Genomic DNA, 24,787 nt, shown 5'->3' on the forward strand with positions numbered 1-24,787 from the left:
TTGGAGGTCCGGCACCGCTCCGCAGACGATGTACGGGGGACCACGGGGGAAAACGGGGGACGACGTCGTCTCCGGAGCGGACAGCCGGAACCTCTTGCACGACAGTGCGCGAGCTGCGAAGACGGGCTCTCAGCCGCGCAGATACGTGAGTACGGCCATGACGCGCCGGTGCTCGAGCAGGTCGGGCTCGAGGCGCAGCTTGCCGAAGATGTTGCGGACGTGCGTCTCGACGGTCTTGCCGCCGATGACGAGCTGCTGGGCGATGGCCTCGTTCGAGCGGCCCTGCGCCATCAGCGTCAGCACGTCGCGCTCCCGCCCGGTCAGCTCGCCCAGCGGGCCCGCCGCACGCGGTGCGTCCATCAGCCGGGCCACCACCAGCGGATCGAGCACGGTCTCCCCCGCCGCCACCCGCTTCAGCGCGCCGTGCAGTTCGTCGATGTCGGCGACGCGTTCCTTGAGGAGATAACCGAACCCCTCCGGCTGTTCGGCCAGCGCCTGCACCGTGGACGTCGTCTCCACGTACTGGGACAGCAGCAGGACACCGGTGCCCGGGTGGGCGGCGCGGATCGCGGCCGCCGCGACCAGGCCCTCGTCGGTGTGGGTGGGCGGCATCCGGATGTCGAGCAGTACGGCGTCCGGCGCGTACTCGGCGACGAGCGCGAGCAGGGGCCCGGTGTCCGCACACTCGGCGGCCACCTCCACCCCCTCGTCGGTGAGCAGCCGCACGATCCCCTGCCGAAGGAGCGCCGAGTCCTCGGCCACGATCACCCGCACGGAAGCTCCGCCCTGATCCGGGTCCCGCCACCGGCGGGACTGTGTATGTGCAGTACGCCGTCGACGGCGGCGAGCCGGTCGGCGAGGCCGCGCAGGCCCGTGCCGCGCGCGGTGTCGACGCCGCCGATCCCGTCGTCGACGGTCTCGATCACGAGCCGGCCGTCCTGGTGGCGGGCCGAGACGCTGACGGCGCGGGCCCCGGCGTGCTTGGCCGCGTTGGAGAGCGCCTCGCAGACGGTGAAGTAGGCGGTGGTCTCGACGAGGGAGTCGTAGCGCCGGGTCTCGGCCGCGACGACGACGGGCAGCGTGGCCTCCTTCGCGAGCGCGGTGAGCGCGGGCCCGAGCCCCTCGCGGGTGAGCACGGCCGGGTGGATGCCCTGGGCGATGCCGCGCAGTTCCTCGATGGCCAGACGCAGGCTCGACTCGGCCTCGCCCGCCGCCGCGCGCAGCCCCGCGTCGGAGTGGTCGGCGAGGCCCCGCTGCACACGCCGGACGGCCATCAGCGCGAAGACGAGGCGGGCTTGCGCCCCGTCGTGCAGGTCCCTCTCGAGCCGGCCGCGTTCGGCGTCCGCGGCCTGGACGATGCGGGTGGCGACGTCCTTGGCGCGGGTGCGCAGCCAGACGTTCTCCAGCGCGAGCCGCAGCGCCGCGGCGACGGACTCCAGCAGCTCGGGGTCCTCGTGCAGCGCCGGGTCGTGGTGCAGCAGGGCCAGCGGCCGGCCGTCGGCGGCGCGCACCCGGGTACGCCCCGGCCCGTCGGGGCCGACCTCGCGGCCGGCGCTGTCGACGTACGCGCCACGCTCCTCGCGCCACAGGCCGAGCCGCAGCGTCGGGTCGCCGAGGACGCGCACGAGGGCCTCGCGGACCTTGGCCGGGTCGGGGTCCGTGCCGACGTCGATGACGAGGCCGCTGACCTCGGCCCGCTGCAGATGCATGCGCAGCAGACCGGCGAGGAAGGCGAACGGGACGGCGACCTGGGCGAGGTCGGAGAGCAGGTAGACGGCCTGTTCGGCGACGGAGCCGACCTCGCCGAACCACGGGACGACGTAGAACAGCATGTCCCACATCAGGAACACGACGGCGATGCCGATGCCGATCCAGGCGGGGAGCAGCGCTCGCCTGCGCGCGGCCGACGCGTGCCGCCAGCGCAGCACGATCGCGACGACGGCGACCACCGAGAGCGCCCAGCCCGCCGCGTGGTAGACGGCGTCGAAGGTCTCGAACATGCCGTGCCAGGACGGTACGAAGATGAGGTTGGGGCCGCATTCGCGGCAGTCCAGATAGGTCGCGCCGGTGTCCGTCGCCGGGTCGAACATGAGCGTGCGCAGCAGACCGCCGACGGCGACGAGCCCGTAGGCGAACTGCACCAGGCGGCGGGTGAGGACCGTGGTGAGGCGTCCCTCGGGGAAGGAGAGGATGAGGTGCAGGAGCACGGCCATGTTCAGCGCCTCCCACCAGGCGCCGAACGCGAACAGGGCGGGTATCGCGGTCCCTTGGAGATTCCCGAGGAACCAGGTGATGCCCTCGAGCACCATGAGCCGGCCGGTGTTGTTGGCGGGCCTGCGCCGCCACGCCATCATTCCGGCGACCACGAACGCCCAGCCGACCGCGAGATCGCGCACCAGGTCGCCCGCTGACGCGCCCGCCCGCGCGTACGCCCATGAGCCCGCCACGCCCGATATCCCGGCGACGACGGCGGCCCCGGTCAGGCGCAGCCGAACCGCCCGCTTCCCCTGACTGTCCACCCGCCACACCGTAAGCCATTCGGGATTCTGCGGGTACGCCGGTCGGGGACCGTGTACTTCTGTACTGTCGGAACGCGTACAGGCCAAGGCCGACGGGGGGCTGGATGGCATCGCGGAGGTTGCTGTCGTTCGCGGACGCGCTGGAGTTGCTGGGGATCGACTCCCCCCGGATCGCCGCGCTGGACCGGGCGCTCGGCGGGGCGCTGAATCTGGCCACGGGCGGGGCGAGCGGGACCTTGGTCGGCGTGCTGTCCGAGCGCGGCCGGATCGTGGGTCTCGGCCGGGACGCGGTGCGGAGCGCCGGGCGGCGGCTCGGCCGGGCCGAGAGCCGCGCGGAGCGGACCGAGGTGCTGCGGGCGGCGCACGCGGCGATCGTCGTGGTGGCGTGGTTCGAGGCGCTGGACGAGGCTGACCTGCCGTTCTCGCTGAACGATGTGGAGCTGTCCTGGCAGGAGCAGCGGGCGATCGTGGGCGCCACCGCCGAAGCCGGTCTGGTGCGCACCCTGCTCACCACGAGCGTGCCGTATCCGGCGCCGCACGAGGACTTCCTCAAGGAGCTGGCCGTCTGGTACGACCTGCTCGCCCTGCGGTTCATCGAGTTCGTGAGCGGTCTCGCGCAGTGGGAGCGGATCACGGAGACCCAGCGGCAGGCGTTCCGTTCCACCCTGACCAGGGCGCTGACGCCCGACGCCGTGGCGCAGTACCAAGCGCTCTATGCTCAACTGGCCCTGGCCGCGCCGGAGTTCGCCTTCTGGGTCGCCGGGAACGAACACCGGGCGACCCGCGCCGAGGTCCGGCTCGCCCTCGACGGCATCGGCGCCCTTCTCACCGCCACCGCCCGCGGCCTCACCGCACCCGTCGATGCCGCGGCCGCTCTCGCCCGCTCCTACGAAGCCGCACTCGACCACGCGGTGCTCGACACCGCGACCGCTCCCGAGGGCATCACCGTCCCCTCGCTGCGGGCCATGTACCTCGACCCGGACTTCCGCGTCGCGTCGCCGCACGGCCAGTCGGGGCCCGCGGAGGAGTCCTGGTGGGAACAGATCGACGTACGGCAGGACCTGACGCGCTACCTCGCCGGGGCGCTGACGAGTGCGGCGTCGGCCGAGGCGCCGCTCCTCGTCCTCGGCCAGCCCGGCGCCGGCAAGTCCGTGCTCACCCGGGTGCTGGCCGCGCGGCTGCCGGCCGCCGGGTTCCTGCCCGTCCGGGTACCCCTGCGGGACGTGCGCGCGGAGGACGAGTTGCAGGACCAGATCGAGCAGGCGATCCGGACGGCGACCGGCGAGCGCACGACCTGGCCGGAGCTGGTGCGCGCGGCGCGCGGCAGCACTCCCGTGCTCCTCCTCGACGGGTTCGACGAGCTGCTCCAGACCACCGGCGTCCATCACACCGACTTCCTGGAGCGCGTCGCCCGTTTCCAGCAGCGCGAGGCCGAACAGGGCCGCCCCGTACTGGCGTTGGTGACGAGCCGCACCACGGTCGCCGACCGGGCCCGTTATCCGGACGGCATGGTGACCCTGCGCCTCGAACCGTTCCGGCCCGAGCAGATCCGGCGCTGGCTCACCATCTGGAACGACGCCAACGCCCCGACCTTGCGTCCGCTCGCCTGGGAGACGGTCTCCCGGCACGCCGAACTCGCCTCGCAGCCGCTCCTGTTGACGATGCTCGCGCTGTACGACGCCACGGAGGGCGGTCTCGACCGGGGCGACGGAGAACCCCTCGCGGTCACGGAGCTGTACGAGGAGCTGCTGTCGTCGTTCGCGCGGCGCGAGGTCGGCAAGACCACTCGGGGCGGCGTCCCGGACCACGAGACCGGTGAGCGGGTCGAGCGGGAGTTGCAGCGACTGTCCCTCGTCGCGTTCGCCATGGTCAACCGGCGGCGCCAGTGGGTGTCGGCGAGCGAGCTGACCGATGACCTGACGGCGCTCCTCGGCAGGCAGGCGGCCGGCACCTCCGGTTTTAGGACACCGATGGACCCCGGGGAGGTGGCGCTCGGCCGGTTCTTCTTCGTGCAGCGGGCCCAGTCCATCCGGGACGGCCAGACCTTGTCGACGTACGAGTTCCTGCACGCGACGTTCGGCGAGTACCTGGTCATCCGCCTCGCGCTGCGGCTGCTCACCGACACCCTTACACCGCGACCGTCCCTCTCCCTCGGCGAGAGCCGCATCGACGACGATCTGGCGTACGCGCTGCTGTCGTACGCGTCGCTGGCCACCCGCCAGATGCTGCGGTTCGCGCGCGGACTCGTCCGCCCGATGGACGCCACGGAGCGCGAGCGGCTCGCGGCCCGGCTGGTCCGTGTCCTGCACGAGCACGAGTCCCGGACCGCCGATCAGCACCTGGCGTACTGCCCCAAGGCCATCCGGACGGCATCGCGGCACGGCATCTACGGCTCGAACCTGGTGCTCATGATCGTGGTGCTCACCGGCAGGACGACCGCGGCGGAGCTGTTCCCGGAGCGGGCTGACCCCGTGGGTTCCTGGCACCGTCGCTGCATGCTGTGGCGTTCCTCCATGGACGAACAGCACTGGACGGACTTTGCCCTCGCCCTGGCACCACGGCGCCACTGGGACCCCGACGGCGACCGGGCATTGGAGATCTCGCTGCGCGAAGGGGAGGTCCTGGCCCCCGACCCGGTCGACCTGAACTGGCTGTACCGCTATCCGGAGGGGTACGGCGGGGACGGCTGGCAGCGTGCCTACTGGGACGAGGTGTGGCACAAGATGTCCCTGGCGGGGTCGACGAACGACTCGGTCGTACGGCACGCGCTGGATCCGGTGTTCCGCAACCTGGGCCCGGCGGTGACCACGTTCGTGACGGAGAGCGGGGCGCCCGCTACCTCCTCGGCCCATGACCTCCTGCGGTTGCTCCTGGAGGACATCTCCATGCTCCCCGACGCGGAGCTCGCCGCCCTGTACGACCGTGTGGTCCTCGGCGTCGGCAGGCTCCCCTTCCGCTTCCCCCGGCTCGACCGGGCCGTGGACGTGCTGCTCACCGCGCGCGACCGTGACCGGGGACGGCTGCCCGCGGCCGTCCTCGGGCGCATCGACCGGCTCGTGGAGCACAATCTGTTGGGGACCCTCCTCGCCCATGATGACTCCGAAGACTCCTCCATGGATCACCTGACACGGCTCAGGTGGGTTATCGAGCGCCACTACCCGGGGCTCTCGTCCACCTGACCGGCATCCCTCGTGCCACCCCTGATCAGCTCAAGAACCCGGCTCCGCAACCCCACGAACCGCTCGTCCGCCCGGGTGGCCAACTGGTCCCGCTGCAAAGGCAGTTCGACCACGACTTCGTCCCGCACCACCGTCGGCGAAGCACTGAGCACCAGCACCCGTTCCCCCAGATACACCGCCTCATCGATGTCATGCGTGACGAAGAGCACCGTCATGCCGCGCTCCCGCCACAGCCCCCGCACCAGGTCCTCAAGATCCGCTCGCGTCTGCGCGTCCACCGCCGCGAACGGCTCGTCCATCAGCAGGACTTCGGGTTCGCAGGCCAACGCCCGTGCGATGGCGACCCGTTGCTGCATGCCGCCGGAGAGTTCCCAGGGGTAGGCGCGGCCGACATCGCCGAGCCCGACCGCCTCCAGCGCGTCGGCGACCCGCTTCCCGCGTTCGGCCCGCGGGATCGACTTGCGTTGCCTGAGCGGCAGTTCGACGTTCTCGACGACCCGCATCCAGGGGAAGAGGCTGCGCCCGTACTCCTGGAAGACCACCGCGAGGCCGGAGCGTGGACCGGTCACCGGAGCGTCGTCCAGGAGCACCTGGCCCGCGGTCGGGCGCAACAGTCCTGCCACGCACTTCAGCAGGGTCGTCTTGCCGCAGCCGGACGGGCCCACGACGCAGACGAGCTCCCCCGCGTCGAGCGTGAACGTCAGATCCCGCAGCGCCTCCACCTGCCTGCCCGAACCTTCGTAGACCTTGCGCAGGCCCTTGACCTCAAGCACCGCCGCCCCCTGCTTTCCGTCGTGCGCCCCGCGAGCCGTGGTACCAGGCGAGCGCTCGTCGTTCGACCAGGCCGAAGAGCAGCGCCAGGACGACGCCGAGCAGGCCCAGGACGAGGATGCCGGTCCACATCTCCGGTATGGCGAAGCTTCGTTGGAACTGGACGACGGCGTAGCCGAGTCCGTTGCTCGCGGCGAACATCTCGCTGATCACCATGAGGATGACGCCGATGGACAGGGCCTGGCGCAGCCCGGCGAAGATCTGCGGGCTCGCCGAGGGCAGGACCAGGTACCGGAAGCGGGCGGCGCCCGTGATCCCGTACGAGCGGGCCGTCTCCGTGGCGACCGGGTCGACCGCCCGCACGCCGGCCACCGTGTTGAGCAGGACGGGCCAGACGCAGCCGGAGGCGATCACGACGATCTTCATCGTGGAGCCGATGCCGGCGAAGAGCATGATGACCGGGACGAGGACCGGCGGGGGCACGGCGCGCAGGAACTCCAGGGCCGGTTCGCACAGGGCGCGGGCCGTGCGGGACGTGCCGATGCCGACACCGAGGGCGATGCCCGCGACGGCCGCGGCGCCGTAGCCGGCGGCGAGGCGCAGCAGGCTGGGCACGACGTCGGCGCTGAGCCGGTCGGCCGTCCATACATTGTCGAAGCGGGACAGGATCGTGCGCAGCGGCGGCGCGTAGACGCTCGTACTGGAGTCGGAGGCCAGCCACCAGATTCCGACGAGGAGGCAGGGCAGGGCGAGTGCGAAGAGGGCGGTGCGCAGGGTCCGGATCATGCGGGGGCCTCCGCGCGGACCGACTGGTGCCAGGCGAGGGCGTGGTGTTCCACGAGGCGGGCGCCGGTGTTGATCAGTACGCCGAGGCAGCCGGCGACGACGATCAGCGCGTACATCTCGGGGACCGCCTGGGACGTCTGGGCGACGGCGATGCGTGCGCCCAACCCCGGTGCTCCGATGACGAGTTCGGCGGTGATGGCGAGGATGAGGGCGACGGCGGCGGCGAGCCGGACGCCGGTCATGACGTACGGCAGGGCGGTGGGCCAGACGAGGTGCCGGACGCGGGCCCAGGGGCCGAGGCCGAAGGCGCGGGCCGTGCCCTCGGCGACCGGGTCGACGTCCCGTACCCCGTACAGGACCTGCACGAGGACCTGCCAGAACGAGGCGTAGACGACGAGGAGCAGTACCGAGCGCAGTTCCGTGCCGAACATCAGGACGGCCAGCGGGATGAGCGCCACCGACGGGATGGGACGCAGGAACTCGACGGTCGAGGCCGTGACCTCGCGCAGGTACGGGACCGTGGCGACGAGGACGCCGACGAGGATTCCGGCGGCCGTCGCTACGGCGAGGCCGACGCCCCAGCCGGTGAGGGTGAACCCGAGGGCCGACCAGAAGGTGGCGTCGGTCAGCTCGTCACCGAGGGCCCTCATCGTGGTGGTGAACGGCGGGAGGTAGGCGGAGTCGACGAGACCGGTGCGCGCCACCGCCTCCCACAGCGCCGCGCACACGAGCAGCCCCAGGGCGCCGAGGATCACGGGAGAAGCGCGTCGAGGTCGGGGGCTTTTCTGAACTGGCCGTCCTGCTCGCCGAGTTCGGCCAGCTTTTCGAGCGATGACCGGTCGGCCGTGGTGGGCCAGCGCGGCAGGACCAGCGAGTCGAGGGTCGCGGCGGGGATCTTGGTGTACGTGGTGAGGATCTGCCGGACCTCGTCGGGGTGCTGGTCGGCGTAGGCGAGGGACTCCTTCGTCGCCGCGGTGAACTTCTCGACGATGTCCGGGTGGTTCTTGGCGTAGGTGGCCGAGGTGAAGAACATCGCGACTGTCAGGTTCGGCGCGGTGTCCGTGAAGTTGGAGGCGATGACACGGCCGCCCTGTGCCTTGACGGTGGCGAGGGCGGGCTCGACGACCTGGGCCGCGTCGATCTGGCCGCCGGCGAGGGCGGCGGGCATCTGGTCGAAGGCCAGCTCGACGAAGTCGACCTCGGAGGGGTCGCCGCCCGCCTTGCGCACCGATTCGCGGACCGTGGTGTCGTTGATGTTCTTGAGCGTGTTGACCGCGACCTTCTTGCCCTCCAGGTCCTTGGCGGTCTTGAGGGAGCTGCCCTTCTTCACGACGACGGCGCCGAAGTCGGCGCCTGGTTTCCCCGTCGAGTTGACGCCGTTGACGACGCCCTCGACGGGGACGCCGTTGGACTGGGCGATCATCAGCGACATGGCGTTCGAGAAGCCGAACTGGAACTGGCCGCTGACGACGGCGGGCACGATCGCCGCGCCGCCCTGGGCCGTGGTCAGGGCGAGCCTGAGCCCGTGCTTCTGGTAGAAGCCCTTCTTCTGGCCGAGGTAGATCGGCGCGACGTCGAGGATCGGGATGACGCCGAGCTTGACGGTGGTCTCCCCCGCGGCGTTCGTGGGGGACCTCGATCCGCTGGTGCCGGAGTCCGAGCCGGAGCCGCAGGCCGCCGTGGCGGCGAGCAGGGCCACGGCGGCGAGCGCGGTGAAGGTGCGACGGGTGCGGGACATGGATCCCCCCTGTTGCTCAGCGGGAACTTAGAGCCCGCACCTTAAGGGGTCAATGCCGTTGCTGGATAGGGCAGTTGAAGCTTCTCGCAGCTCATGTACCGCAGTAGGGGTCGGCGATCCCGGCGGGGCCGGCCGGTGGTGTTCGGCGGGTCGGTGTTGCGATGCTGACTGATGAGCAAGTCAGGTGCGCAACAGCTATCTGATCACGGGCTTCATGGAACGCCGTGTTGAGTTCTTCTCAATACGTGGTTAGGGTCGGGCCCCGTGGAAACCGACGACGTCCCCGAAGGCGCCCCGAGCGCCGACACCGCCGCCCGCGTCCGCGAGGTCATCGCGGCGGCGGGTGTCAGCCAGCGCGAGTTTGCGCGCCGCATCGTCATGGATCCGTCGAAGCTGTCGCGATCGCTGAGCGGTACGCGCCGCTTCACGGCCGCCGAGCTGGCACGGATCGCCGACGAGGGGCAGGTCGACGCCGGCCGGCTGCTCGGGGCCCGGCCCCGGGAACAGGCCCCGGCCGCCGTGGCGCCCGTCGAGGGCGGGCGTCCGCTGCAGATCGTCCGCGAGACGGTCCGGCTGATCGCCGAGCACGGATTCCACGCGGTGCGGGTCGCCGACATCGCCCGCGCCTGCGCCACCAGCACGGCCGCGATCCACTACCACTTCCCCGGCCGCGCCGATCTGCTGGAGGCGGCCGTGCGCTGGTGCATGGACGAGGACACGGACCGCCGTGCCGCCCGTCTCGCCTCGGCTGACGACGCGGTCGCCGAGCTGGCCCAGCTCATCGAACTGCAGACGCCGCGCACCGCGCAGCAGCGCCGCCAGTGGGCGGTCTGGCTCGACCTGTGGGCCGAGGCCGCGCGCTCCACGGCGGTCGGCCGGCTGCACGCCGAGTACTACCGGCAGTGGCGGGAGACCGTCGCCGACGTCGTACGAAGGGGCGTCGCGCAAGGCGTGTTCCGCGCGACGGTGGACCCGCAGGCGGCAGCGCTGACGCTGACGGCGCTGATCGACGGGCTGGCCACGCAGGTGCTGGCTTCCGGAACGGTCGGTACCGGCCCGGACGCCATGCACACCGCATTGGAGACGCACGTGAGAACGGCGCTCCTGGTGGCCCCGTAAGGGGGCCCTCAGGGGCGCGGGGAACTGCGCGAGCAACCACCTACGACCCGCACCCGCGAACAACGCAAGAGCCCTACGGCGAGAAGGCCAAACGGGAGGCCCCCACATGCCCATCACCGAGAACGTCATCATCACGTGCGCCCTCACCGGCGCAGGTGACACCGTCCGCAAGAGCCCCCACGTCCCCGTCACCCCCGAACAGATAGCCCGGAGCGCGGTCCAGGCCGCCGAGGCCGGCGCGGCCGTCGTGCACATCCATGTCCGCGACCCCGAGAGTGGCGACCCGTCCCGCGACCCGAAGCTGTACCGCGAGGTCGTCGAGCGCATCAAGGAGACCGGCACCGACGTCGTCATCAACCTCACCGCCGGCATGGGCGGCGATCTCGTCATCGACCCGGACGAGCCCCTGACCCACCTCCCCGGCACCGATCTGGTCGGCGGCCTCGAACGCCTTCCGCACGTCGAGGACCTGCTCCCCGACATCTGCACGCTCGACTGCGGCTCCCTGAACTTCGGCGACGGATCGAACCTCTACGTCTCCACGCCCGACATGCTCCGCGCGGGCGCCCGCCGCATCCAGGAGCTGGGTGTACGGCCCGAGTTGGAGATCTTCGACACCGGCCAGCTCTGGTTCGCCAAGCAGCTGCTCGCGGAGGGCCTGCTCGACGACCCGACCGTCTTCCAGCTGTGCATGGGCATCCCGTGGGGCGCTCCGGCCGACCCCGGGGTTCTGCAGTCGATGGTCAACATGCTGCCCGACGGGGCCCGTTGGGCGAGTTTCTCGCTCGGACGGATGCAGATGCCGTGGGTGGCGCAGTCGATCCTGCTGGGCGGCCACGTGCGCGTGGGCCTGGAGGACAACCTCTACCTCGGCAAGGGCAACAAGGTGACGAACGCCCAGCTCGTCGAGCGGGCCGTGACCATCACCGAGTCGATCGGCAGCCGCGTCGCCACCCCGGACGAGGCCCGCGAGCTGCTCGGCCTCCATGCCCGGAAGGAGAACCGCTGATGACTCTCCCCACCCCTGAAGAGGTCCGCCGCGTCGCCTGCGTCGGTGCCGGTGTGATCGGTGGCGGCTGGGTCGCCCACTTCCTGGCCCGAGGCTACGACGTCACGGCGTGGGACCCGGCGCCCGACGCCGAGGCGAAGCTGCGCCGCCTGGTCGACGCGGCCTGGCCCGCCCTCACGCAGCTCGGTCTCGCCGAGGGCGCGTCCCGCGACCGCCTCACGGTGACACCGACACTCGAACTCGCGGTGGCGGAGGCCCAGTTCGTCCAGGAGAGCGCGCCCGAGAAGCTCGACCTCAAGCGTGATCTGCTGGCCCGCCTCGACGCGGCGACACCGGCCGGCGTCGTCATCGCCTCCTCGACGTCCGGCTACCCGATGACGGACATGCAGACGACGGCCGCGGACCCGTCGCGCCTGGTCGTCGGGCATCCGTTCAACCCGCCGTACCTGATCCCGCTCGTCGAGGTCGTCGGCGGCGAACACACCGAGGAGGCGGCCGTCTCGTGGGCCTCCCGCTTCTACGAGGTGGCGGGCAAGTCCGTCATCACCATGGACCGTGAAGTGCCCGGATTCATCGCGAACCGGCTGCAAGAGGCCCTGTGGCGCGAGGCGTTGCACATGGTCGCCAACGGAGAGGCGACGGTCCGGGACATCGACGCCTCCATCACCGAGGGCCCCGGACTGCGCTGGGCGGTCATGGGCCCGATGCTGACGTTCGCGCTCGCGGGCGGAGAGGGCGGCATGGCGCACATGCTGGACCACTTCGGCCCGTCCCTCAAAGCACCCTGGACCCGCCTCGAAGCGCCCGAACTCGACCGGGAGCTGTACGACGCGGTGGTCTCCGGATGCGACGTGGCGGCGGACGGCCGCACCATCGCCGAGCTGGTGGCCGAACGCGACCGGGGCGTCATCGACGTCCTGCGCGCGACCGGCCGCCTGGGCGGGAAGGCGGAGCCCCGATGAGCCAGTTCACTTCGATCCCCCTGCTGCACCGTACGGTCCGTCCCGAGTGGATCGACTACAACGGCCATATGAGCGAGGCCTTCTACGTCCTCGCCTTCGGCCATGCAACGGACGCCCTGATGATCGAGGCGGGTCTGCACTCCGGCTACCGCGAGTCGACCGGCTGCTCGCTCTACACGGTCGAGTCCCACATCCGCTATCTGCGTGACGTGCCCGAGGGTGCCCATCTGGCCATCCGTACGCGGGTGTTGGGCGCGGCCGCGAAGAAGGCCCGCTTCACGCACGAGATGTACGTGGTTCCGGACGCCTCGGCCGAGCCGGGCCCCGACGATGCGCCGGTGGCGACGACGGAGCTGCTGGCCGTGCACGTCGACCAGCAGGCGGGCCGGGCCGCCGCGTTCCCGGACGCGATCCGCGCCCGGTTCGGCGAGCTCACGGAAGCCGCGCCGGACTGGGCGGGCCGGTCGATCGCCGCGGTGGGCTGAGACCGGCCCTGTCGGAAGCGGGCTCAGTAGGGCCGGTCCCCCGCTATGGCGACGCGCTCCGCGACCCGGCGCGCGTCGCCGTAGTCCGCCACGGCGTAGTGCTGCGTGGCCCGGTTGTCCCAGAACGCAATGTCGCCGGCCTGCCAGCGGAAGCGGACCTGGAACTCGGGCACGTGCGCCTGCTGGAACAGCAACCGCAGCAGCCGGTCGCTCTCGGCCCGCTCCAGGCCGAGGATCCGGGTCGTGAATGAAGTGTTGACGAAGAGCATGCGCCGCCCGGTCTCGGGGTGACGGCGCACCACCGGGTGGGTCACGGGCGGGAGGTCGTCCTGCAAGTGGGCGAGCCGCTCCGGACCGTAGAACCGCCGGAAGCCGGGCAGGAAGTCGTGCTCGGCGACGGCGTCGTCGATCCGGGCCCGGACGTCGTGCGGCAGGTTGTCGTACGCGGCTGCCATGTCGGCCCACATGGTGTCGCCGCCAAAGGGCGGGACGTCGCGCAGTTGCAGTACGGCGCCCATGGCCGGGCGCTCGCGGAAGGTGACGTCGGTGTGCCACACGTTCTCGAAGCTCGGCGTGCCCCCGGCGCTCTTGTCGAACCGCACGACCTCGTCGCTGTCACCGCGTTCGAGGAGTGGGTTGGTCTCCAACTCCCCCCAGTTGCGTGCGAATTGACGCTGGTGCTCGCTGCTCAGGTGCTGTCCGCGGAAGAAGAGCACCTTCCACTCCAGCAGGGCCCGGTTCAGCTCCTCGCGCAGGGCGTCGGAGAGCGGCCGGGCCAGATCGATGCCGCGGATCTCGGCGCCGATGGTGGCGGCCTGGGGCACGACCTCGAACAGTTCGTACGGGCGCTCCTGCCAGCCGTCGGGCGTGCGACGCAGCAGTCGCCGCCCCTCATAGAGGCCGTCGTCGGGGATGCGGGCGGGACGCAGCAGGGCACTCGATGAGGTCTGGGCGTTCTGGGCGGTCGAGGGGGAAATTTCCGTCACGGACATGGGCACTCTCCGAAAGACGCGCGGTGGTCGCGAGGGCGAGGAACGCGAGGGGTGAGCCGTACGTGCGCGGCCCGGGACAGGGGCCTACGGGACGACGTACGGAGGAAAAGCGACGAGGGACCGGGGGTCCGCTACAAGCCGCTGCGCGCGCAGCCACATCGGTCCGGCGCGGTGGCCGATCCGAAAGCGTGGGCGCGATGCGTGAACATGCCCTCATCCTGCGCCGTGAGATATCGCCAGGTCAAGACGGTGTCCGTCTTCTGAAACGGTGGGGGCCGCCCTCACGCACCATGAGGGCGGCCCCGCACCGGACGCAACTCAGGCCACGGGGACCGGAACCGGGAAGGTCGGGTACTCCACCCCGGAGACGTGCTGGACGACGCGGATCACCTGGCACGAGTAGCCGAACTCGTTGTCGTACCAGAGGTAGAGGATCGCGTTGTCGCCGTCGACCTTGGTGGCGCCCGCGTCGACGATCGAGGCGTGCCGCGAGCCGATGAAGTCGCTGGATACGGCGTCGGGTGCGCTGATGAAGTCGATCTGCCGCTTGAGCGGCGAGGTCAGCGACACGTCGCGGAGGTAGTCCAGGACCTCCTCGCGGGTGGCCTCGCGGCCCAGGCGCAGGCTGAGGATCGCGATGGAGACGTCGGGGACGGGCACGCGGATCGAGCTGCCGGTGATCGGCGCGTCGAGGTCGGGCAGCGCCTTGGCGACGGCGGAGGCGGCGCCGGTCTCGGTGATGACCATGTTGAGCGGCGCGGAGCGGCCGCGGCGGTCGGCCTTGTGGTAATTGTCCAGCAGGTTCTGGTCGTTGGTGAACGAGTGGACCGTCTCGACGTGGCCGCGCAGCACCCCGTACTCGTCGGCCATCGCCTTCAGCGGCGGCACGATCGCGTTCGTGGTGCAGGAGGCGCAGGACAGGATCCGCTCGTCCGGCTTGATCATGTCGTGGTTGACGCCGTGCACGATGTTCGGCACGTCGCCCTTGCCGGGGGCGGTCAGGACGACCTTGTCGATACCGGGGCGCAGGTGCCCGGAGAGGCCCTCCCGGTCGCGCCACTTGCCGGTGTTGTCGATCAGGATGGCGTCGTTGATGCCGTACGCGGTGTAGTCGATCTCCGACGGGTCGTTCGCGTAGATCACCTTGATGGCGTTGCCGTTGGCGACGATGGTGCTGTTCGCCTCGTCGACGGTGATCGTGCCCTGGAACTGGCCGTGGATGGAGTCGCGCCGCAGCAGCGAGGCACGCTTGACGAGATCCTGTTCGCCGCCGCCGCGCACGACGACGGCGCGCAGCCGCAGGCCGTTGCCCGAGCCCGCCTTCTCGATGAGCAGCCGGGCGACGAGGCGGCCGATGCGGCCGAAGCCGTACAGGACGACGTCGCGTCCGGCGCCCCGCTCGACCTTGGCGGCGCCCGTCGCACCGGCGACGGCCTCGGCGGTGAACTCCTCTATACCGAGGCCGCGTTCGTCGCTCCGGTAGGTCGCGGCGAGCATGCCGATGTCGATCTGGGAGGGGCCGAGGTCGAGCCCGGCGAGGGCCCGCAGGAACGGCATCGTCTCGGTGACCGAGAGCTCGGCGCCGGCTATCTGCCGGGCGAATCGGTGGGTCTTGAGAATGCTGACCACCGACTTGTTCACCAAGGAGCGGCTGTGCAGCAGGACGTTGACGTCCCGCTCCCGGTGCAGCTTCCCGATGATCGGGATCATCGACTCCGCGGTCTCCTCGCGGTGCTTCCAATTGGTGAACGAGTCGTCATTGACAGTCACGTGCGTCTCTTTCGAGCTAGGCGGCGCTCATATGCTAACCCGCCCGCTCAGCGCCCCTCCGGCGCCCCCGGATCAGCGCTTTTCGAACGGTCCGCCGGAGCCGAAGGCGAGGTCCGCGAAGCGTTCGCCGATGCGGCGGTGGGCGGCCGCGTCCGGGTGGATGTCGTCGGGCAGCGGCAGCTCGTCGAAGTCGGCCTGCCCGTACAGCTCGCGGCCGTCGAGGTAGTGCAGCGCCGGGTCGTCGGCCGCGCGCTGCCGCACGATCCGGGCCAGCTCGTCGCGGATCACGTTCAACGTGAGCTTTCCGTAGGCGCGTTCGGCGGGATCACCCATGGCCCGGAACTTGAGCTGCCCGTCGGCGATCATGCTGAGGTCGGGCGCGCCGGGGCCCGGGGTGTCCTCGTGGATCGGGCACAGGATCGGCGAGACGACGAGCAGGGGCGTCGTCGGGTGCCCCTCCCGGATGGTGTCGAGGAAACCGTGCACGGCCGGACCGAGAACGCGCAGCCGCATGGCGTCGTAGTTGACGATGTTGATCCCGATCTTGACGCTGATCAGGTCGGCGGGGGTGTCCCGCATGGTGCGCGCGGTGAACGGGTCGAGCATGGCACTGCCGCCGAACCCGAGGTTGATCAGGTCGGCGTCGGCGAGCGCCGCGGCGCGCGCGGGCCAGATGGTGGTGGGGCTCGCGGCGTCGGAGCCGTGGCTGATGGAGCTGCCGTGGTGCAGCCACACCGGGCGGCCGCGGTCCGCGGCGGGCTCGACGGGTGCGTCGGTGCGCAGGGCGAGGAGTTCGGTTCTCTCGTCGTGCGGGAGCCAGATCTCGACGTCCTTCATGGCGTCGGGCAGATCGGCGAAGCGTACGGTGCCCGGCGCGCCAGGGGTGTGCTCGAAGGTGCCGGTGGCCATGTCGATGGTGAGGGTGTCGCCGCCGGTCACGCTGCCCTGCCGGACGAGCCGCCCGTCGACGAGAAGGTCGTACGTCCCGTCGGGCCTGGCCGGCACGCCTACGTAGGCACGCTTGGTCGGCAGGGTGTCCAGCTCGACGACGGTCGCCCGGGTGCGGAACGCGAGCCGTACGCCGGAGGGCTGGGCCTCGACCATGGCCAGCTGGCCGTCGGTGTTCTGGGCGCGGGCCCAGGCGGGCAGCCGGTGCGGCAGCAGACCGCGCTCGGTGCGCTCGATCTCGAGGGCGCCGCGCAGCAGCTCGGCGGTGAGCGGGGTGGTGGTCCAGGGGTGCTCGGCGTTCATGACCTCAATGCCTTTACTCAGGAGTCTGTTCAGGAGCTTGCTCGGGCCAGTTCCGCAGCAGCGCGTCCAGCGCGTCCAGCGTGCGGAGCCACGTCTCGTCCGAGTCGGGTGCGCTGTGGCTGAAGCCGCCGCCCATCTCCAGGCTCACGTAGCCGTGGAAGACGCTGCCGAGGAGCCGGACGGCGTGGGTCTGGTCCGGCTCGGTCAGGTCGTAGCCGCGCAGCAGGGCGCGCATCATCTGGGAGTGCCGCAGTCCCGCACTGGCGGCGGCCGCCTCGGGGTCGAGGCGGAACTGGGCGGAGGCGTAGCGGCCGGGGTGCTCGCGGGCGTAGTCCCGGTACACGTTCCCCAGCGCGCTCAGCGCGTCCTTGCCTGCGCGTCCCGCCAGCGCCTCGGCGGCCCGGACGGCCAGCTCCTCCAGAGCGATCATGGCGATCCGGGTCTTGAGGTCGTGCGAGTTCTTCACATGCGAGTACAGGCTCGCGACCTTGACGTCGAACCGCCGGGCGAGCGCCGAGACGGTGACGTGCTCGAAGCCGACCTCGTCGGCCAGCTCCGCGCCCGCCCTCGCCAGTCGCTCCGTGTTCAGTCCCACACGCACCATCACCGTCTGTCCTCTCACTCGATCCTCAACCATTATGCATTTGCCTAAAACCTTTAGGCAAATTAGCCTCGCTGTTATGAAGCCACTGACTGAACGGGAGATCCGTTCCGCATTCGTGAACTGCACCAAGGGCGAGGCGACGCGCATGAACATCCCGCGCGATCTGGCCGAGCGCCCCTGGGACGACCTGGACTTCTTCGGCTGGCGGGACCCGCAGGCCCCCGACCGCGCCTATCTCGTCGCCGAGATCGACGGCCGCCTGCAAGGGGTGGCGCTGCGGTCCTCGCACGCGGGGTCGTGGCAGAACCGGCGCAGCATGTGCTCGCTGTGCGTGACCACGCACACCGGCGGCGTCTCCCTGATGGTCGCGCCTAAGGCGGGCAAGGCCGGGAAGCAGGGGAACTCGGTGGGCGCGTACATGTGCAGCGATCTCGCCTGCTCGCTGTATGTGCGGGGCAAGAAGGACGCGGGCATGGGCGGGCGGCTGCACGAGACGCTGACGACCGAGGAGAAGGTCGAGCGGACCCTGGCGAACGTCGCCACGTTCGTCGCGAAGGTCACCGCGTGAACGAGGAGGGTTGAGAGCCTCTCCTTGAACCCCGTCCGCGCGGCGACGCCCCACCCGGCAACCCATCGCCCCGTCGCGACCACTAGGGGCTGAACCGGCACCCGCCGGTACGCGACGAGACGACCCGGGAGACCACGATGAGACGACCCCTGGCGACACGGCCCATGACGCTGCGACTCTCCGCGACGCTGTCCGCGGCGGCTCTCGCCGGCGGGGCCTGTGTGGCGCTGTCGATGCCGGAGGCGTCCGCGGCCGCCGCCGGCGCCACCGGCTACGCGAGCCAGAACGGCGGGACGACGGGCGGCGCGGGCGGGACGACCGTACGGGCCACCACGGGCACCCAGATCCACCAGGCCCTGTGCGGCCGCGCCGCCGACTCCACCCCGATCACCATCCAGGTCGAGGGCACGATCAACCACGGCAACACCAGCAAGGTCTCCGGCGACAGCTGTAACACCGCCGCCGACGTGATCGAGCTGAAGCAGATCAGCAACGTCACGATCGTCGGGGTCGGCGGCGGCGCCGTCTTCGACCAACTCGGCATCCACATCCGGGAGTCGAGCAACATCATCATCCAGAACGTGACGGTCAGGAACGTCAAGAAGTCCGGCTCCCCCACGTCCAACGGCGGCGACGCCATCGGCATGGAGAAGAACGTCCGCAACGTCTGGGTGGACCACGTCTCCCTGGCGGCGTCCGGCGGCGAGTCCGCGGGCTACGACGGCCTCTTCGACATGAAGAACAACACCCAGTACGTGACCCTGTCGTACTCCACGCTGCGCAACTCGGGCCGCGGCGGCCTGATCGGCTCCAGCGAGAGCGACCTGTCCAACGGCAACGTCACGTTCCACCACAACCTGTACGAGAACCTCGACTCGCGCGCGCCCCTGCTGCGCGGCGGCACGGCCCACATCTACAACAACTCGTACACGAGCCTGAACGAGTCCGGCATCAACTCGCGGGCCGGGGCCAAGGCCAAGGTGGAGAACAACTACTTCAAGAACTCCAAGGACGTCCTCGGCACCTTCTACACCGACGCCAAGGGCTACTGGCAGACCAGCGGCAACGTCCTGGACAACGTGACGTGGTCGGCGGCCGGGGACGAGAACAACCCGGCGGGACCGGACATGAAGTCCACGACCACCGTCTCGGTCCCGTACTCCTACACGCTCGACAAGGCGAGCTGCGTACCTAGCATCGTCAGCCGCACGGCGGGCGCGGGCAAGGGCCTGAAGGAGTCGGACGGCTCCTGCTAGCAGCGGCCGGTCACGGACGCGCCATGCACAGTTCCGCCCCGCCCGCGCGGACCCCCTCCGCCGAGGCCTCGGTCAGGGACGCGTCCGTGATCACCGTGGAGAACGCCGGCAGCGGAGCGACCCGGTACTTGCCGAACGTGCCGAACTTGGCGGAGCCCGCGACGAGGACCGACGTGCCCGCCGACTCCATCGCCGCCTGCTTGACCTCGACCTTGGGCTCCGAGGGGGTCGTCACGCCGCGCAGCAGGTCCCAGGAGCTGGTGCTGATGAAGGCGATGTCCAGGGCGAGCTGGCGCAGGGTCGCGGCGGCCAGCCGGCCCACGCTGGAGCGGTTGGCGATGTCGACCTGGCCGCCGATGTGCACGAGGTCCAGGTGGGGTGCGGTCATCAGCCGGTCGACGGTGGTGAAGTCGTTGGTCACCACCGTCAGGGAGTTCAGGCGGGCGAGCGCCGGGACCATCGCGAGCAGCGTGGTGCCCGCGTCGAGATAGACGGTCATGCCCTCCTGGACGAGTTCGGCGGCCCGCGCGGCCATGGCCTCCTTCTCGGGCTGGTCGACCAGGGACTTGTCCTGGAAACTGGGCTCGGTGTGGACGTGGCTGGCGATCCGGACGCCGCCGGGGACGGAGAAGACCAGTCCCTGGCGCTCCAGTTCGGCGATGTCCCGGCGGACCGTCATGTGGGAGACGCCGAAGAGCTGGGTGATCTGCGACACGCTCAGCACCCCTTCCCTGCGCAGGTGCCGCAGGAGTTGCTCGCGCCGCTGGTCCGGGATGAGCGGCAGGGGCTCCTGAGCGGTCATCGCCGCTCTCCTCTCTTTCGCATTTTTCGTACGCGACGTCTCGTTCGTACGCGACGGTAGCCGATGATCTTCTTTTCCGGCCCGGCGCGGTCCGGCGTCACCGGCCGTCCGTCAGCCGCCCACGAACGTGCTGAGCAGCAGGACTCCGCCGAGGCTCAGCAGCGACTGCAGGGACAGCATCAGCGTCCAGGTGCGGAACGTCTGGGAGACGGAGAGCTGGAAGTACTCCTTGAACAGCCAGAACCCGGAGTCGTTCACGTGCGAGAGCATCACGGCGCCGGACGCGGTCGCGAGCACCATCAGTTCCGGGGAGACACCGGGGTAGGCGGTGAGCAGCGGTGCGACGATGCCGGTCGCCGCGGCGGTGGCGACGGTGGCGGAGCCGAGGCAGATGCGCAGCAGCGCGGCGACGAGCCAGGCCAGGAGCAGCGGCGGTACGGACCAGTCGACGGCGTAGTCGGAGATGATCTTGTCTATGCCGGTCGCGGTGAGCATGGCCTTGAGGCCGCCGCCCGCGCCGAGGATCAGCACGATCGCGCCGACCGGGCCGAGGCCCTTGCCCGCCATCTTCTGGAGCTGTCCGAGGCCGAATCCGGAGCGCACGCCGAGCGCGAAGAAGGCGAAGACGACGGCCGCCAGCAGGGACAGGACCGAGGAGTCGCAGGCCTCGAAGAAGTAGTAGGGCAGCGTGCCCTCGGCGGTGTTGGAGGTGCCGAGCGTGCCGATGAGCATGAGGCCGGGCGGCAGGAGCACGGTGATGAGGGCGAGCGCGAAGGAGACGGGCCGCCGCTGGTTGTCGGGCGCCGGATCGGCCTGCGGCACGGGTCCGCGGTCCAGGTCGGGCGCGGGGCCGAACCACCGGGAGGCGAACTTGGTCAGCAGCGGTCCGGTGACGATGGCGAGCGGGATGCCGATGAGCAGCCCGTACATGATCGTCAGGCCGGTGTTGGCGTCGTACGCGGAGACGGCGAGCGTCGGCGAGGGGTGCGGGGGCAGCAGGCCGTGCGAGACGTACAGGCCCGCGGCCATCGGCAGGCCCACGTAGAGCAGGTGCGAGCCGGTGCGCTTGGCGACGGCGTAGACCAGCGGTACGAGCATGACGAAGCTGACGTCGAACAGGTGCGGCATGCCGATGAGGAGCGCCGCCGCGGTGATCGCGGTCGGGATCCACTTGACCGGGCGTGCGCCGATGAACACGGTCGCGATGCGGTCGGCGCCGCCCGAGCCGAGCAGGATGCCGCCGAGCAGTGTGCCGAGTCCGATGGTCGGTCCGCTGCTGGCGAGAGCGTCCCCGAAACCGTCCTGGAAGTGTTCGACGGTGGCGCCCGGCGCGATCCCGGCGGCGAGGCCGAGGCCGAGCGCGGAGAGCGTCAGGGCGAGGAACGGGTGGAGCTTGAACTTGGTGATGAGCACGACGAGCACGACGACGGCCGCCGCGCCGAGGAGCAGGTGCTGGACGTCGGTGCTCACGCCGTCACCGCCGGACGGGCGGTGCGGCCGGCCGCCCACGCCTGGGCGAGCCCGGCGTCGGCGTCGGCCAGGTCGTCGAGCCGGATGAGTTCACCGGCGGCCACCGGGCGGGCCAGCGTCGTGTGCGCGGCCAGATAGAGCGGGGCGATGTCCGCGGGCGTGTCCTCGTCGCGCAGCAGGACGGCCTGGACGCCGGTGACGTCGTGGTGGTGGCCGCCCATGTCGAGGACGGTTCCGGCGGGCAGGTCCCGGCGGGCACGGCCCGCGAGGACGGCGTGGCCGCGGGGGTCGGCGCCGCCGGAGGGGCGCTTGTGCAGCACCGCCGAGAGCAGGGAGACGGGCGTCTCCACGCCCATCAGGTGGTACGGGAGGTAGACGGCGGCGTACTTGCCGTCCTGGCTGACGACGTGGCCCTTGCCGCGCAGGGTCTCCCAGGTCTCCGGGTCGCCGGTGCGCACGACGACGAAGACGCCGCCGGCGAAGGAGGCCTCGCCGGGCAGGCGCAGCGCGCTGAACACGTCGACCGCGCCGGCCTTGTGCAGGACGCCGCCGTCCTCGCGCAGCCGGTAGATGTCGGCGAGTTCGGCGATGCGGGCGACCGGGTAGTGCAGCAGCTCGGTGTCGGGCATGAAGCCGGTGTTGGTGGCCACGACGGCCATCTCGCAGTAGTCGGCGGTCGCGCCGACGGGCAGCGCGGACACGGTCTCGGCCCGGGCGGCCAGGGTCGCGGGCACGCCGTCGCCGAGGTCGAGCAGGGCGGCGAGCCCCGGCGCCTCGACGGTGGTGTCGAGCTGGGTGACGGTCCCGCTCTCCGGGTCGAGGACGAGGTCGTACTCGCTGGACTTGCCGATCGCCACGATGTCGAGGCCGAGCACCTCGGCCCAGGTCACAAGGCCGATGAGGTTGGCGGGCTGGTCGCCGTCGGCGGTCGTGTAGACGAGGCCCGACTGCGCGGCGAGCTCGGCCAGGTGCAGACCGGCGACGGAGTCGACCTCCTTGCTGACCATGGCCACGTGCCGCCCCGCGAGCAGGGCGTCCTTGGCCATGGCGTAGCCGTGCACGGGGCTGCCGGTCGCCTCGACCAGGATGTCCCAGTCGGCCGCGCCGAGCAGTGCGCCGTCGGCCACGAGCGCGATGTGCCCGTCCCGCGCGGCGCGCCCGACCTCGGCGGCGTCCGCGCAGTCCGCGAGGCGCGTGGTGTCGTAACCGAGTTCGCCGAGCATCGCGCGCAGCCTGGGCAGGTCGCGGTCGCAGAGCACGGCCGGCCGCAGGGCCGGGATGCGCAGGGTCTGGGCAAGGAGGGTCCGGGCGAAGCCGCCGCCGGCGCCGGACAGTGCGTAGCGCACGCTCCCCGCTTCGGCAGTGGCGAACAGATGGTGCAGGTTCATGGGCCCTCCTCGATGAGCGCAATGACTGGAGTGCGGTGGCTGGAAACACTCCGCCGATTAACAACATGTATCAGGCATTCCCATACGAGTAAAGCTTGTTAACATAACTTCACAGACCCGGGTGATCGACGCACACGCCGACACCGCGCCAACCAGTAAGAGGGAGGTCAGATGCCGCTCCTCGGGGCCATCGCCGACGACTTCACCGGAGCCACCGATCTCGCCACCATGCTCGTCGCCCGCGGGTTCCGGACGGTGGTGGCCGTCGGCTCCGAGGGCCTGGCGGACGACGGGCCCGCCGCTCAGGAGGTACGCGCGGCCGACGCCGTGGTCATCGCGCTCAAATCACGCACCGCGCCGGTCGACGAAGCCGTCGGGACATCCCTTGCCGCGCTGCGCGCCCTGACCGACGCGGGCTGCGAGAGCTTCTACTTCAAGTACTGCTCCACCTTCGACTCCACACCGGTGGGCAACATCGGCCCGGTCACCGACGCCCTCCTGGACGCCCTCGGCGAGCAGGCGACCGTCGTCGTCCCGGCCTTCCCGGCCACCGGACGGACCGTGTACAAGGCGCGGCTGTTCGTCCACGACGACCTGCTCGAAGAGAGCCCCATGCGGGACCATCCGCTGACCCCGATGCGCGACTCCCACCTCGTACGGCTCCTGGCCCCGCAGACCCGGCGTCCGGTGCGGGTCGTCGGCCTGGACACCGTGCGGGCCGGGGTGCAGGCGCTCCGTTCCGCCCTCGCCTCGCCGGAGTACGCCGCCGCCCTCACCGTCGTCGACGCCACCGAGGACCAGGACCTGCGGACCATCTCCGCGGCGACCTCCTCGATGCGCCTGGTCACCGGCGCGGCAGGGCTCGCCGTCGGACTGACCGGGCCGCACGAGGGGACCGCACGGGCCGCCGCGGCCTCGCGCCCCGGTGACGTCGGCGCCGTCCTCGCCGGCAGCGCCTCGGCCGCCACCCGCGCCCAGGTCGCGCACGGCCGGGAGCACCTGCCGCACCGCAAGCTCGACCTGGCCGCGCTGCGGGCCGACCCCGAAGCCGCCGTCGCCGAACTCGTCGACTTCGCCCGCGCCTGCTGGCGGGCGGACCCCGAGCGGCCACCGCTCCTCTACGCCGTCGGCTCGCTCGACGACCTCGAACACCAGCCGCCCGAGGGTGCCGTCCCCGCCGCCGAACTGGTCGAGCGGGCGCTCGCCGAGTGCGCCGTCGGGCTGGTCCGGGCCGGAGCGCGCCGCCTCCTCGTCGCCGGCGGGGAGACCTCCGGCGCCGTCGTCACCGCCCTCGGCGCCCGGACGCTGGGCATCGGCGCGCAGATCGCCCCGGGTGTCGCCTGGGCCCGTACGCACACCGGTGTGGACGGCCGCGCCGAGAGCGTCGATCTGGCGCTGAAGTCCGGCAACTTCGGCGGCACCTCCATCTTCACCTCGGCCTGGGAGCACCTCGCATGAGCGCCGCCCGTCACGACCTCGCGGCCGCCGGCGCACACCTCGCGTCCCTGGGCCTGAGCCCCGGCTCGTCGGGGAACGTCAGCATCCGCGAGGACGACCGGATCCTGATCACGCCCACCGGGGCCGACCTCGCCGCGATAGACGCCGGGAACCTCACCGTCCTCGCCCTGGACGGCACCCACCTGGACGGCCCACGGCCGTCCAAGGAGTTCCCGCTGCACACGGCCTTCTACCGGCGCGACCCCGCCACCCGGGCCGTCATCCACCTGCACTCGCGCCACGCGGCCGCGCTCTCGTGCCGCCCCGCCTGGTCGGAGCGCAGCGCCCTGCCACCGCTGACGCCGTACTTCTTGATGCGCGTCGGCCAGACCCCGCTGCTCCCCTACGCACCGCCCGGCGACGTCCAACAGGCCGCGGATCTCGAGCAGTTGCCGTTCGCGTTCCGGGCCGCGCTGCTCCAGAACCACGGCCCGGTGGTCGCCGGACCGGCCCTGGCGACGGCCGTCGATGCCGCCGTCGAACTGGAGGAGACGGCAGCGCTGCTCCTCACCCTCGGCACCCTGCCCGCCCGCGTCCTCACGGAGGAGGAGGCGCGAGCGATGGCCGACAAGTACGGGATGCCGTGGTCCGGTCGAGAGCCTGTGTCATAGCTCCGACCGG

Annotated in this window: 21 protein-coding genes and 1 pseudogene; 9 read left to right on the forward strand and 13 right to left on the reverse strand. The window is 71.2% G+C overall.

The window, feature by feature from the left end; genetic code table 11:
- Positions 1 to 129: 129 nt before the first annotated feature.
- Complete coding sequence (locus ABD366_RS09740) at positions 130 to 774, reverse strand: response regulator transcription factor (RefSeq protein ID WP_324766597.1); 645 nt, start codon at positions 772 to 774, stop codon at positions 130 to 132.
- Entirely contained in the window at positions 765 to 2,519 is a 1,755-nt protein-coding gene (locus ABD366_RS09745) for a sensor histidine kinase (protein WP_344441486.1), read from the reverse strand. The genes ABD366_RS09740 and ABD366_RS09745 overlap by 10 nt, the downstream gene beginning before the upstream one ends.
- 104 nt (positions 2,520 to 2,623) lie before the next feature.
- On the opposite strand from ABD366_RS09745, the gene ABD366_RS09750 reads away from it, so the two are divergent.
- Positions 2,624 to 5,698, forward strand: coding sequence for an NACHT domain-containing protein (locus ABD366_RS09750; protein WP_324775670.1), 3,075 nt, complete (start codon positions 2,624 to 2,626; stop codon positions 5,696 to 5,698).
- On the opposite strand, the gene ABD366_RS09755 is transcribed toward ABD366_RS09750, so the two are convergent.
- From ABD366_RS09755 to ABD366_RS09770, 4 genes are read right to left on the reverse strand one after another with little or no spacing between them, the layout of a single operon-like run.
- On the reverse strand, positions 5,674 to 6,471 hold the full coding sequence (locus ABD366_RS09755; RefSeq protein ID WP_324775672.1) for an ABC transporter ATP-binding protein: 798 nt from the start codon (positions 6,469 to 6,471) through the stop codon (positions 5,674 to 5,676). The genes ABD366_RS09750 and ABD366_RS09755 overlap by 25 nt on opposite strands.
- A complete protein-coding gene (locus tag ABD366_RS09760; protein ID WP_324775674.1) occupies positions 6,464 to 7,255 on the reverse strand; it encodes an ABC transporter permease in 792 nt (263 codons plus the stop codon). The genes ABD366_RS09755 and ABD366_RS09760 overlap by 8 nt, the downstream gene beginning before the upstream one ends.
- Positions 7,252 to 8,007, reverse strand: a complete 756-nt coding sequence (locus tag ABD366_RS09765; RefSeq protein WP_324775717.1) for an ABC transporter permease — start codon at positions 8,005 to 8,007, stop codon at positions 7,252 to 7,254. The genes ABD366_RS09760 and ABD366_RS09765 overlap by 4 nt, the downstream gene beginning before the upstream one ends.
- Positions 8,007 to 8,993 (reverse strand): ABC transporter substrate-binding protein, encoded by a 987-nt coding sequence (locus ABD366_RS09770; protein WP_324775676.1) that lies wholly within the window; start codon positions 8,991 to 8,993, stop codon positions 8,007 to 8,009. Before ABD366_RS09770 ends, ABD366_RS09765 begins: the two co-directional genes overlap by 1 nt.
- Positions 8,994 to 9,257: 264 nt before the next feature.
- Between ABD366_RS09770 and ABD366_RS09775 the strand changes: the two genes are divergently transcribed.
- The 4 genes from ABD366_RS09775 to ABD366_RS09790 all read left to right on the forward strand — a co-directional run bounded on the left by ABD366_RS09775 (position 9,258) and on the right by ABD366_RS09790 (position 12,568).
- Positions 9,258 to 10,112, forward strand: a complete 855-nt coding sequence (locus ABD366_RS09775; RefSeq protein WP_324775678.1) for a TetR/AcrR family transcriptional regulator — start codon at positions 9,258 to 9,260, stop codon at positions 10,110 to 10,112.
- Between the two features lie 106 nt (positions 10,113 to 10,218).
- A complete protein-coding gene (locus ABD366_RS09780; RefSeq protein WP_324775680.1) occupies positions 10,219 to 11,121 on the forward strand; it encodes a beta-keto acid cleavage family enzyme in 903 nt (300 codons plus the stop codon).
- Positions 11,121 to 12,083 carry a 3-hydroxyacyl-CoA dehydrogenase NAD-binding domain-containing protein gene (locus tag ABD366_RS09785; RefSeq protein WP_324775682.1) on the forward strand — a complete coding sequence of 321 codons (963 nt, stop codon included), beginning with the start codon at positions 11,121 to 11,123 and terminating at the stop codon, positions 12,081 to 12,083. Before ABD366_RS09780 ends, ABD366_RS09785 begins: the two co-directional genes overlap by 1 nt.
- Positions 12,080 to 12,568 (forward strand): thioesterase family protein, encoded by a 489-nt coding sequence (locus ABD366_RS09790; protein WP_324775684.1) that lies wholly within the window; start codon positions 12,080 to 12,082, stop codon positions 12,566 to 12,568. The genes ABD366_RS09785 and ABD366_RS09790 overlap by 4 nt, the downstream gene beginning before the upstream one ends.
- 23 nt (positions 12,569 to 12,591) lie before the next feature.
- On the opposite strand, the gene ABD366_RS09795 is transcribed toward ABD366_RS09790, so the two are convergent.
- The 4 genes from ABD366_RS09795 to ABD366_RS09810 form a co-directional block, all read right to left on the reverse strand.
- On the reverse strand, positions 12,592 to 13,560 hold the full coding sequence (locus tag ABD366_RS09795) for a TauD/TfdA dioxygenase family protein (RefSeq protein ID WP_324775686.1): 969 nt from the start codon (positions 13,558 to 13,560) through the stop codon (positions 12,592 to 12,594).
- Positions 13,561 to 13,878: 318 nt separating this feature from the next.
- Positions 13,879 to 15,330: a glyceraldehyde-3-phosphate dehydrogenase gene (locus ABD366_RS09800; RefSeq protein WP_324775688.1), complete on the reverse strand. Its 1,452-nt coding sequence runs from the start codon at positions 15,328 to 15,330 to the stop codon at positions 13,879 to 13,881.
- Between the two features lie 72 nt (positions 15,331 to 15,402).
- Positions 15,403 to 16,581, reverse strand: a complete 1,179-nt coding sequence (locus tag ABD366_RS09805; RefSeq protein WP_324775690.1) for a GDSL-type esterase/lipase family protein — start codon at positions 16,579 to 16,581, stop codon at positions 15,403 to 15,405.
- 13 nt (positions 16,582 to 16,594) lie between these two features.
- Entirely contained in the window at positions 16,595 to 17,185 is a 591-nt protein-coding gene (locus ABD366_RS09810; RefSeq protein ID WP_324775692.1) for a TetR/AcrR family transcriptional regulator, read from the reverse strand.
- A gap of 76 nt (positions 17,186 to 17,261) precedes the next feature.
- Between ABD366_RS09810 and ABD366_RS09815 the strand changes: the two genes are divergently transcribed.
- Positions 17,262 to 17,753, forward strand: coding sequence for an FBP domain-containing protein (locus ABD366_RS09815; RefSeq protein WP_324775694.1), 492 nt, complete (start codon positions 17,262 to 17,264; stop codon positions 17,751 to 17,753).
- 137 nt (positions 17,754 to 17,890) lie between these two features.
- Positions 17,891 to 19,006 (forward strand): annotated as a pseudogene (locus ABD366_RS09820) (pectate lyase family protein); the annotation flags it as partial.
- Between the two features lie 13 nt (positions 19,007 to 19,019).
- Here the strand turns inward: ABD366_RS09820 and ABD366_RS09825 are convergent.
- The 3 genes from ABD366_RS09825 to ABD366_RS09835 form a co-directional block, all read right to left on the reverse strand.
- Positions 19,020 to 19,811 carry a DeoR/GlpR family DNA-binding transcription regulator gene (locus ABD366_RS09825; RefSeq protein ID WP_324775696.1) on the reverse strand — a complete coding sequence of 264 codons (792 nt, stop codon included), beginning with the start codon at positions 19,809 to 19,811 and terminating at the stop codon, positions 19,020 to 19,022.
- Between the two features lie 111 nt (positions 19,812 to 19,922).
- The gene (locus ABD366_RS09830; protein WP_324775698.1) at positions 19,923 to 21,281 is read right to left on the reverse strand and encodes a GntT/GntP/DsdX family permease; all 1,359 of its coding nucleotides are present in this window, start codon (positions 21,279 to 21,281) and stop codon (positions 19,923 to 19,925) included.
- Positions 21,278 to 22,669, reverse strand: coding sequence for a homoserine dehydrogenase (locus ABD366_RS09835; RefSeq protein WP_324775700.1), 1,392 nt, complete (start codon positions 22,667 to 22,669; stop codon positions 21,278 to 21,280). The genes ABD366_RS09830 and ABD366_RS09835 overlap by 4 nt, the downstream gene beginning before the upstream one ends.
- Before the next feature lie 171 nt (positions 22,670 to 22,840).
- On the opposite strand from ABD366_RS09835, the gene otnK reads away from it, so the two are divergent.
- Positions 22,841 to 24,127 (forward strand): 3-oxo-tetronate kinase, encoded by a 1,287-nt coding sequence (otnK, locus tag ABD366_RS09840; protein WP_324775702.1) that lies wholly within the window; start codon positions 22,841 to 22,843, stop codon positions 24,125 to 24,127.
- Positions 24,124 to 24,777, forward strand: coding sequence for a class II aldolase/adducin family protein (locus tag ABD366_RS09845; protein WP_324775704.1), 654 nt, complete (start codon positions 24,124 to 24,126; stop codon positions 24,775 to 24,777). Before otnK ends, ABD366_RS09845 begins: the two co-directional genes overlap by 4 nt.
- Positions 24,778 to 24,787: the final 10 nt, after the last annotated feature.

Origin of the sequence: Streptomyces kunmingensis, assembly GCF_039533535.1 — a bacterium.
GTDB classification, from domain to species: Bacteria; Actinomycetota; Actinomycetes; order Streptomycetales; family Streptomycetaceae; genus Streptomyces; species Streptomyces kunmingensis.

Coding starts and splice junctions, on each gene's coding strand:
- ABD366_RS09795 (WP_324775686.1), bottom strand. CDS start 13,560: ATGTCCGTGACGGAAATTTCCCCCTCGACCGCCCAGAACGCCCAGACC.
- ABD366_RS09770 (WP_324775676.1), bottom strand. CDS start 8,993: ATGTCCCGCACCCGTCGCACCTTCACCGCGCTCGCCGCCGTGGCCCTG.
- ABD366_RS09825 (WP_324775696.1), bottom strand. CDS start 19,811: ATGACCGCTCAGGAGCCCCTGCCGCTCATCCCGGACCAGCGGCGCGAG.
- ABD366_RS09780 (WP_324775680.1), top strand. CDS start 10,219: ATGCCCATCACCGAGAACGTCATCATCACGTGCGCCCTCACCGGCGCA.
- ABD366_RS09835 (WP_324775700.1), bottom strand. CDS start 22,669: ATGAACCTGCACCATCTGTTCGCCACTGCCGAAGCGGGGAGCGTGCGC.
- ABD366_RS09760 (WP_324775674.1), bottom strand. CDS start 7,255: ATGATCCGGACCCTGCGCACCGCCCTCTTCGCACTCGCCCTGCCCTGC.
- ABD366_RS09790 (WP_324775684.1), top strand. CDS start 12,080: ATGAGCCAGTTCACTTCGATCCCCCTGCTGCACCGTACGGTCCGTCCC.
- ABD366_RS09810 (WP_324775692.1), bottom strand. CDS start 17,185: ATGGTGCGTGTGGGACTGAACACGGAGCGACTGGCGAGGGCGGGCGCG.
- ABD366_RS09815 (WP_324775694.1), top strand. CDS start 17,262: ATGAAGCCACTGACTGAACGGGAGATCCGTTCCGCATTCGTGAACTGC.
- ABD366_RS09785 (WP_324775682.1), top strand. CDS start 11,121: ATGACTCTCCCCACCCCTGAAGAGGTCCGCCGCGTCGCCTGCGTCGGT.
- ABD366_RS09750 (WP_324775670.1), top strand. CDS start 2,624: ATGGCATCGCGGAGGTTGCTGTCGTTCGCGGACGCGCTGGAGTTGCTG.
- ABD366_RS09845 (WP_324775704.1), top strand. CDS start 24,124: ATGAGCGCCGCCCGTCACGACCTCGCGGCCGCCGGCGCACACCTCGCG.
- otnK (WP_324775702.1), top strand. CDS start 22,841: ATGCCGCTCCTCGGGGCCATCGCCGACGACTTCACCGGAGCCACCGAT.
- ABD366_RS09805 (WP_324775690.1), bottom strand. CDS start 16,581: ATGAACGCCGAGCACCCCTGGACCACCACCCCGCTCACCGCCGAGCTG.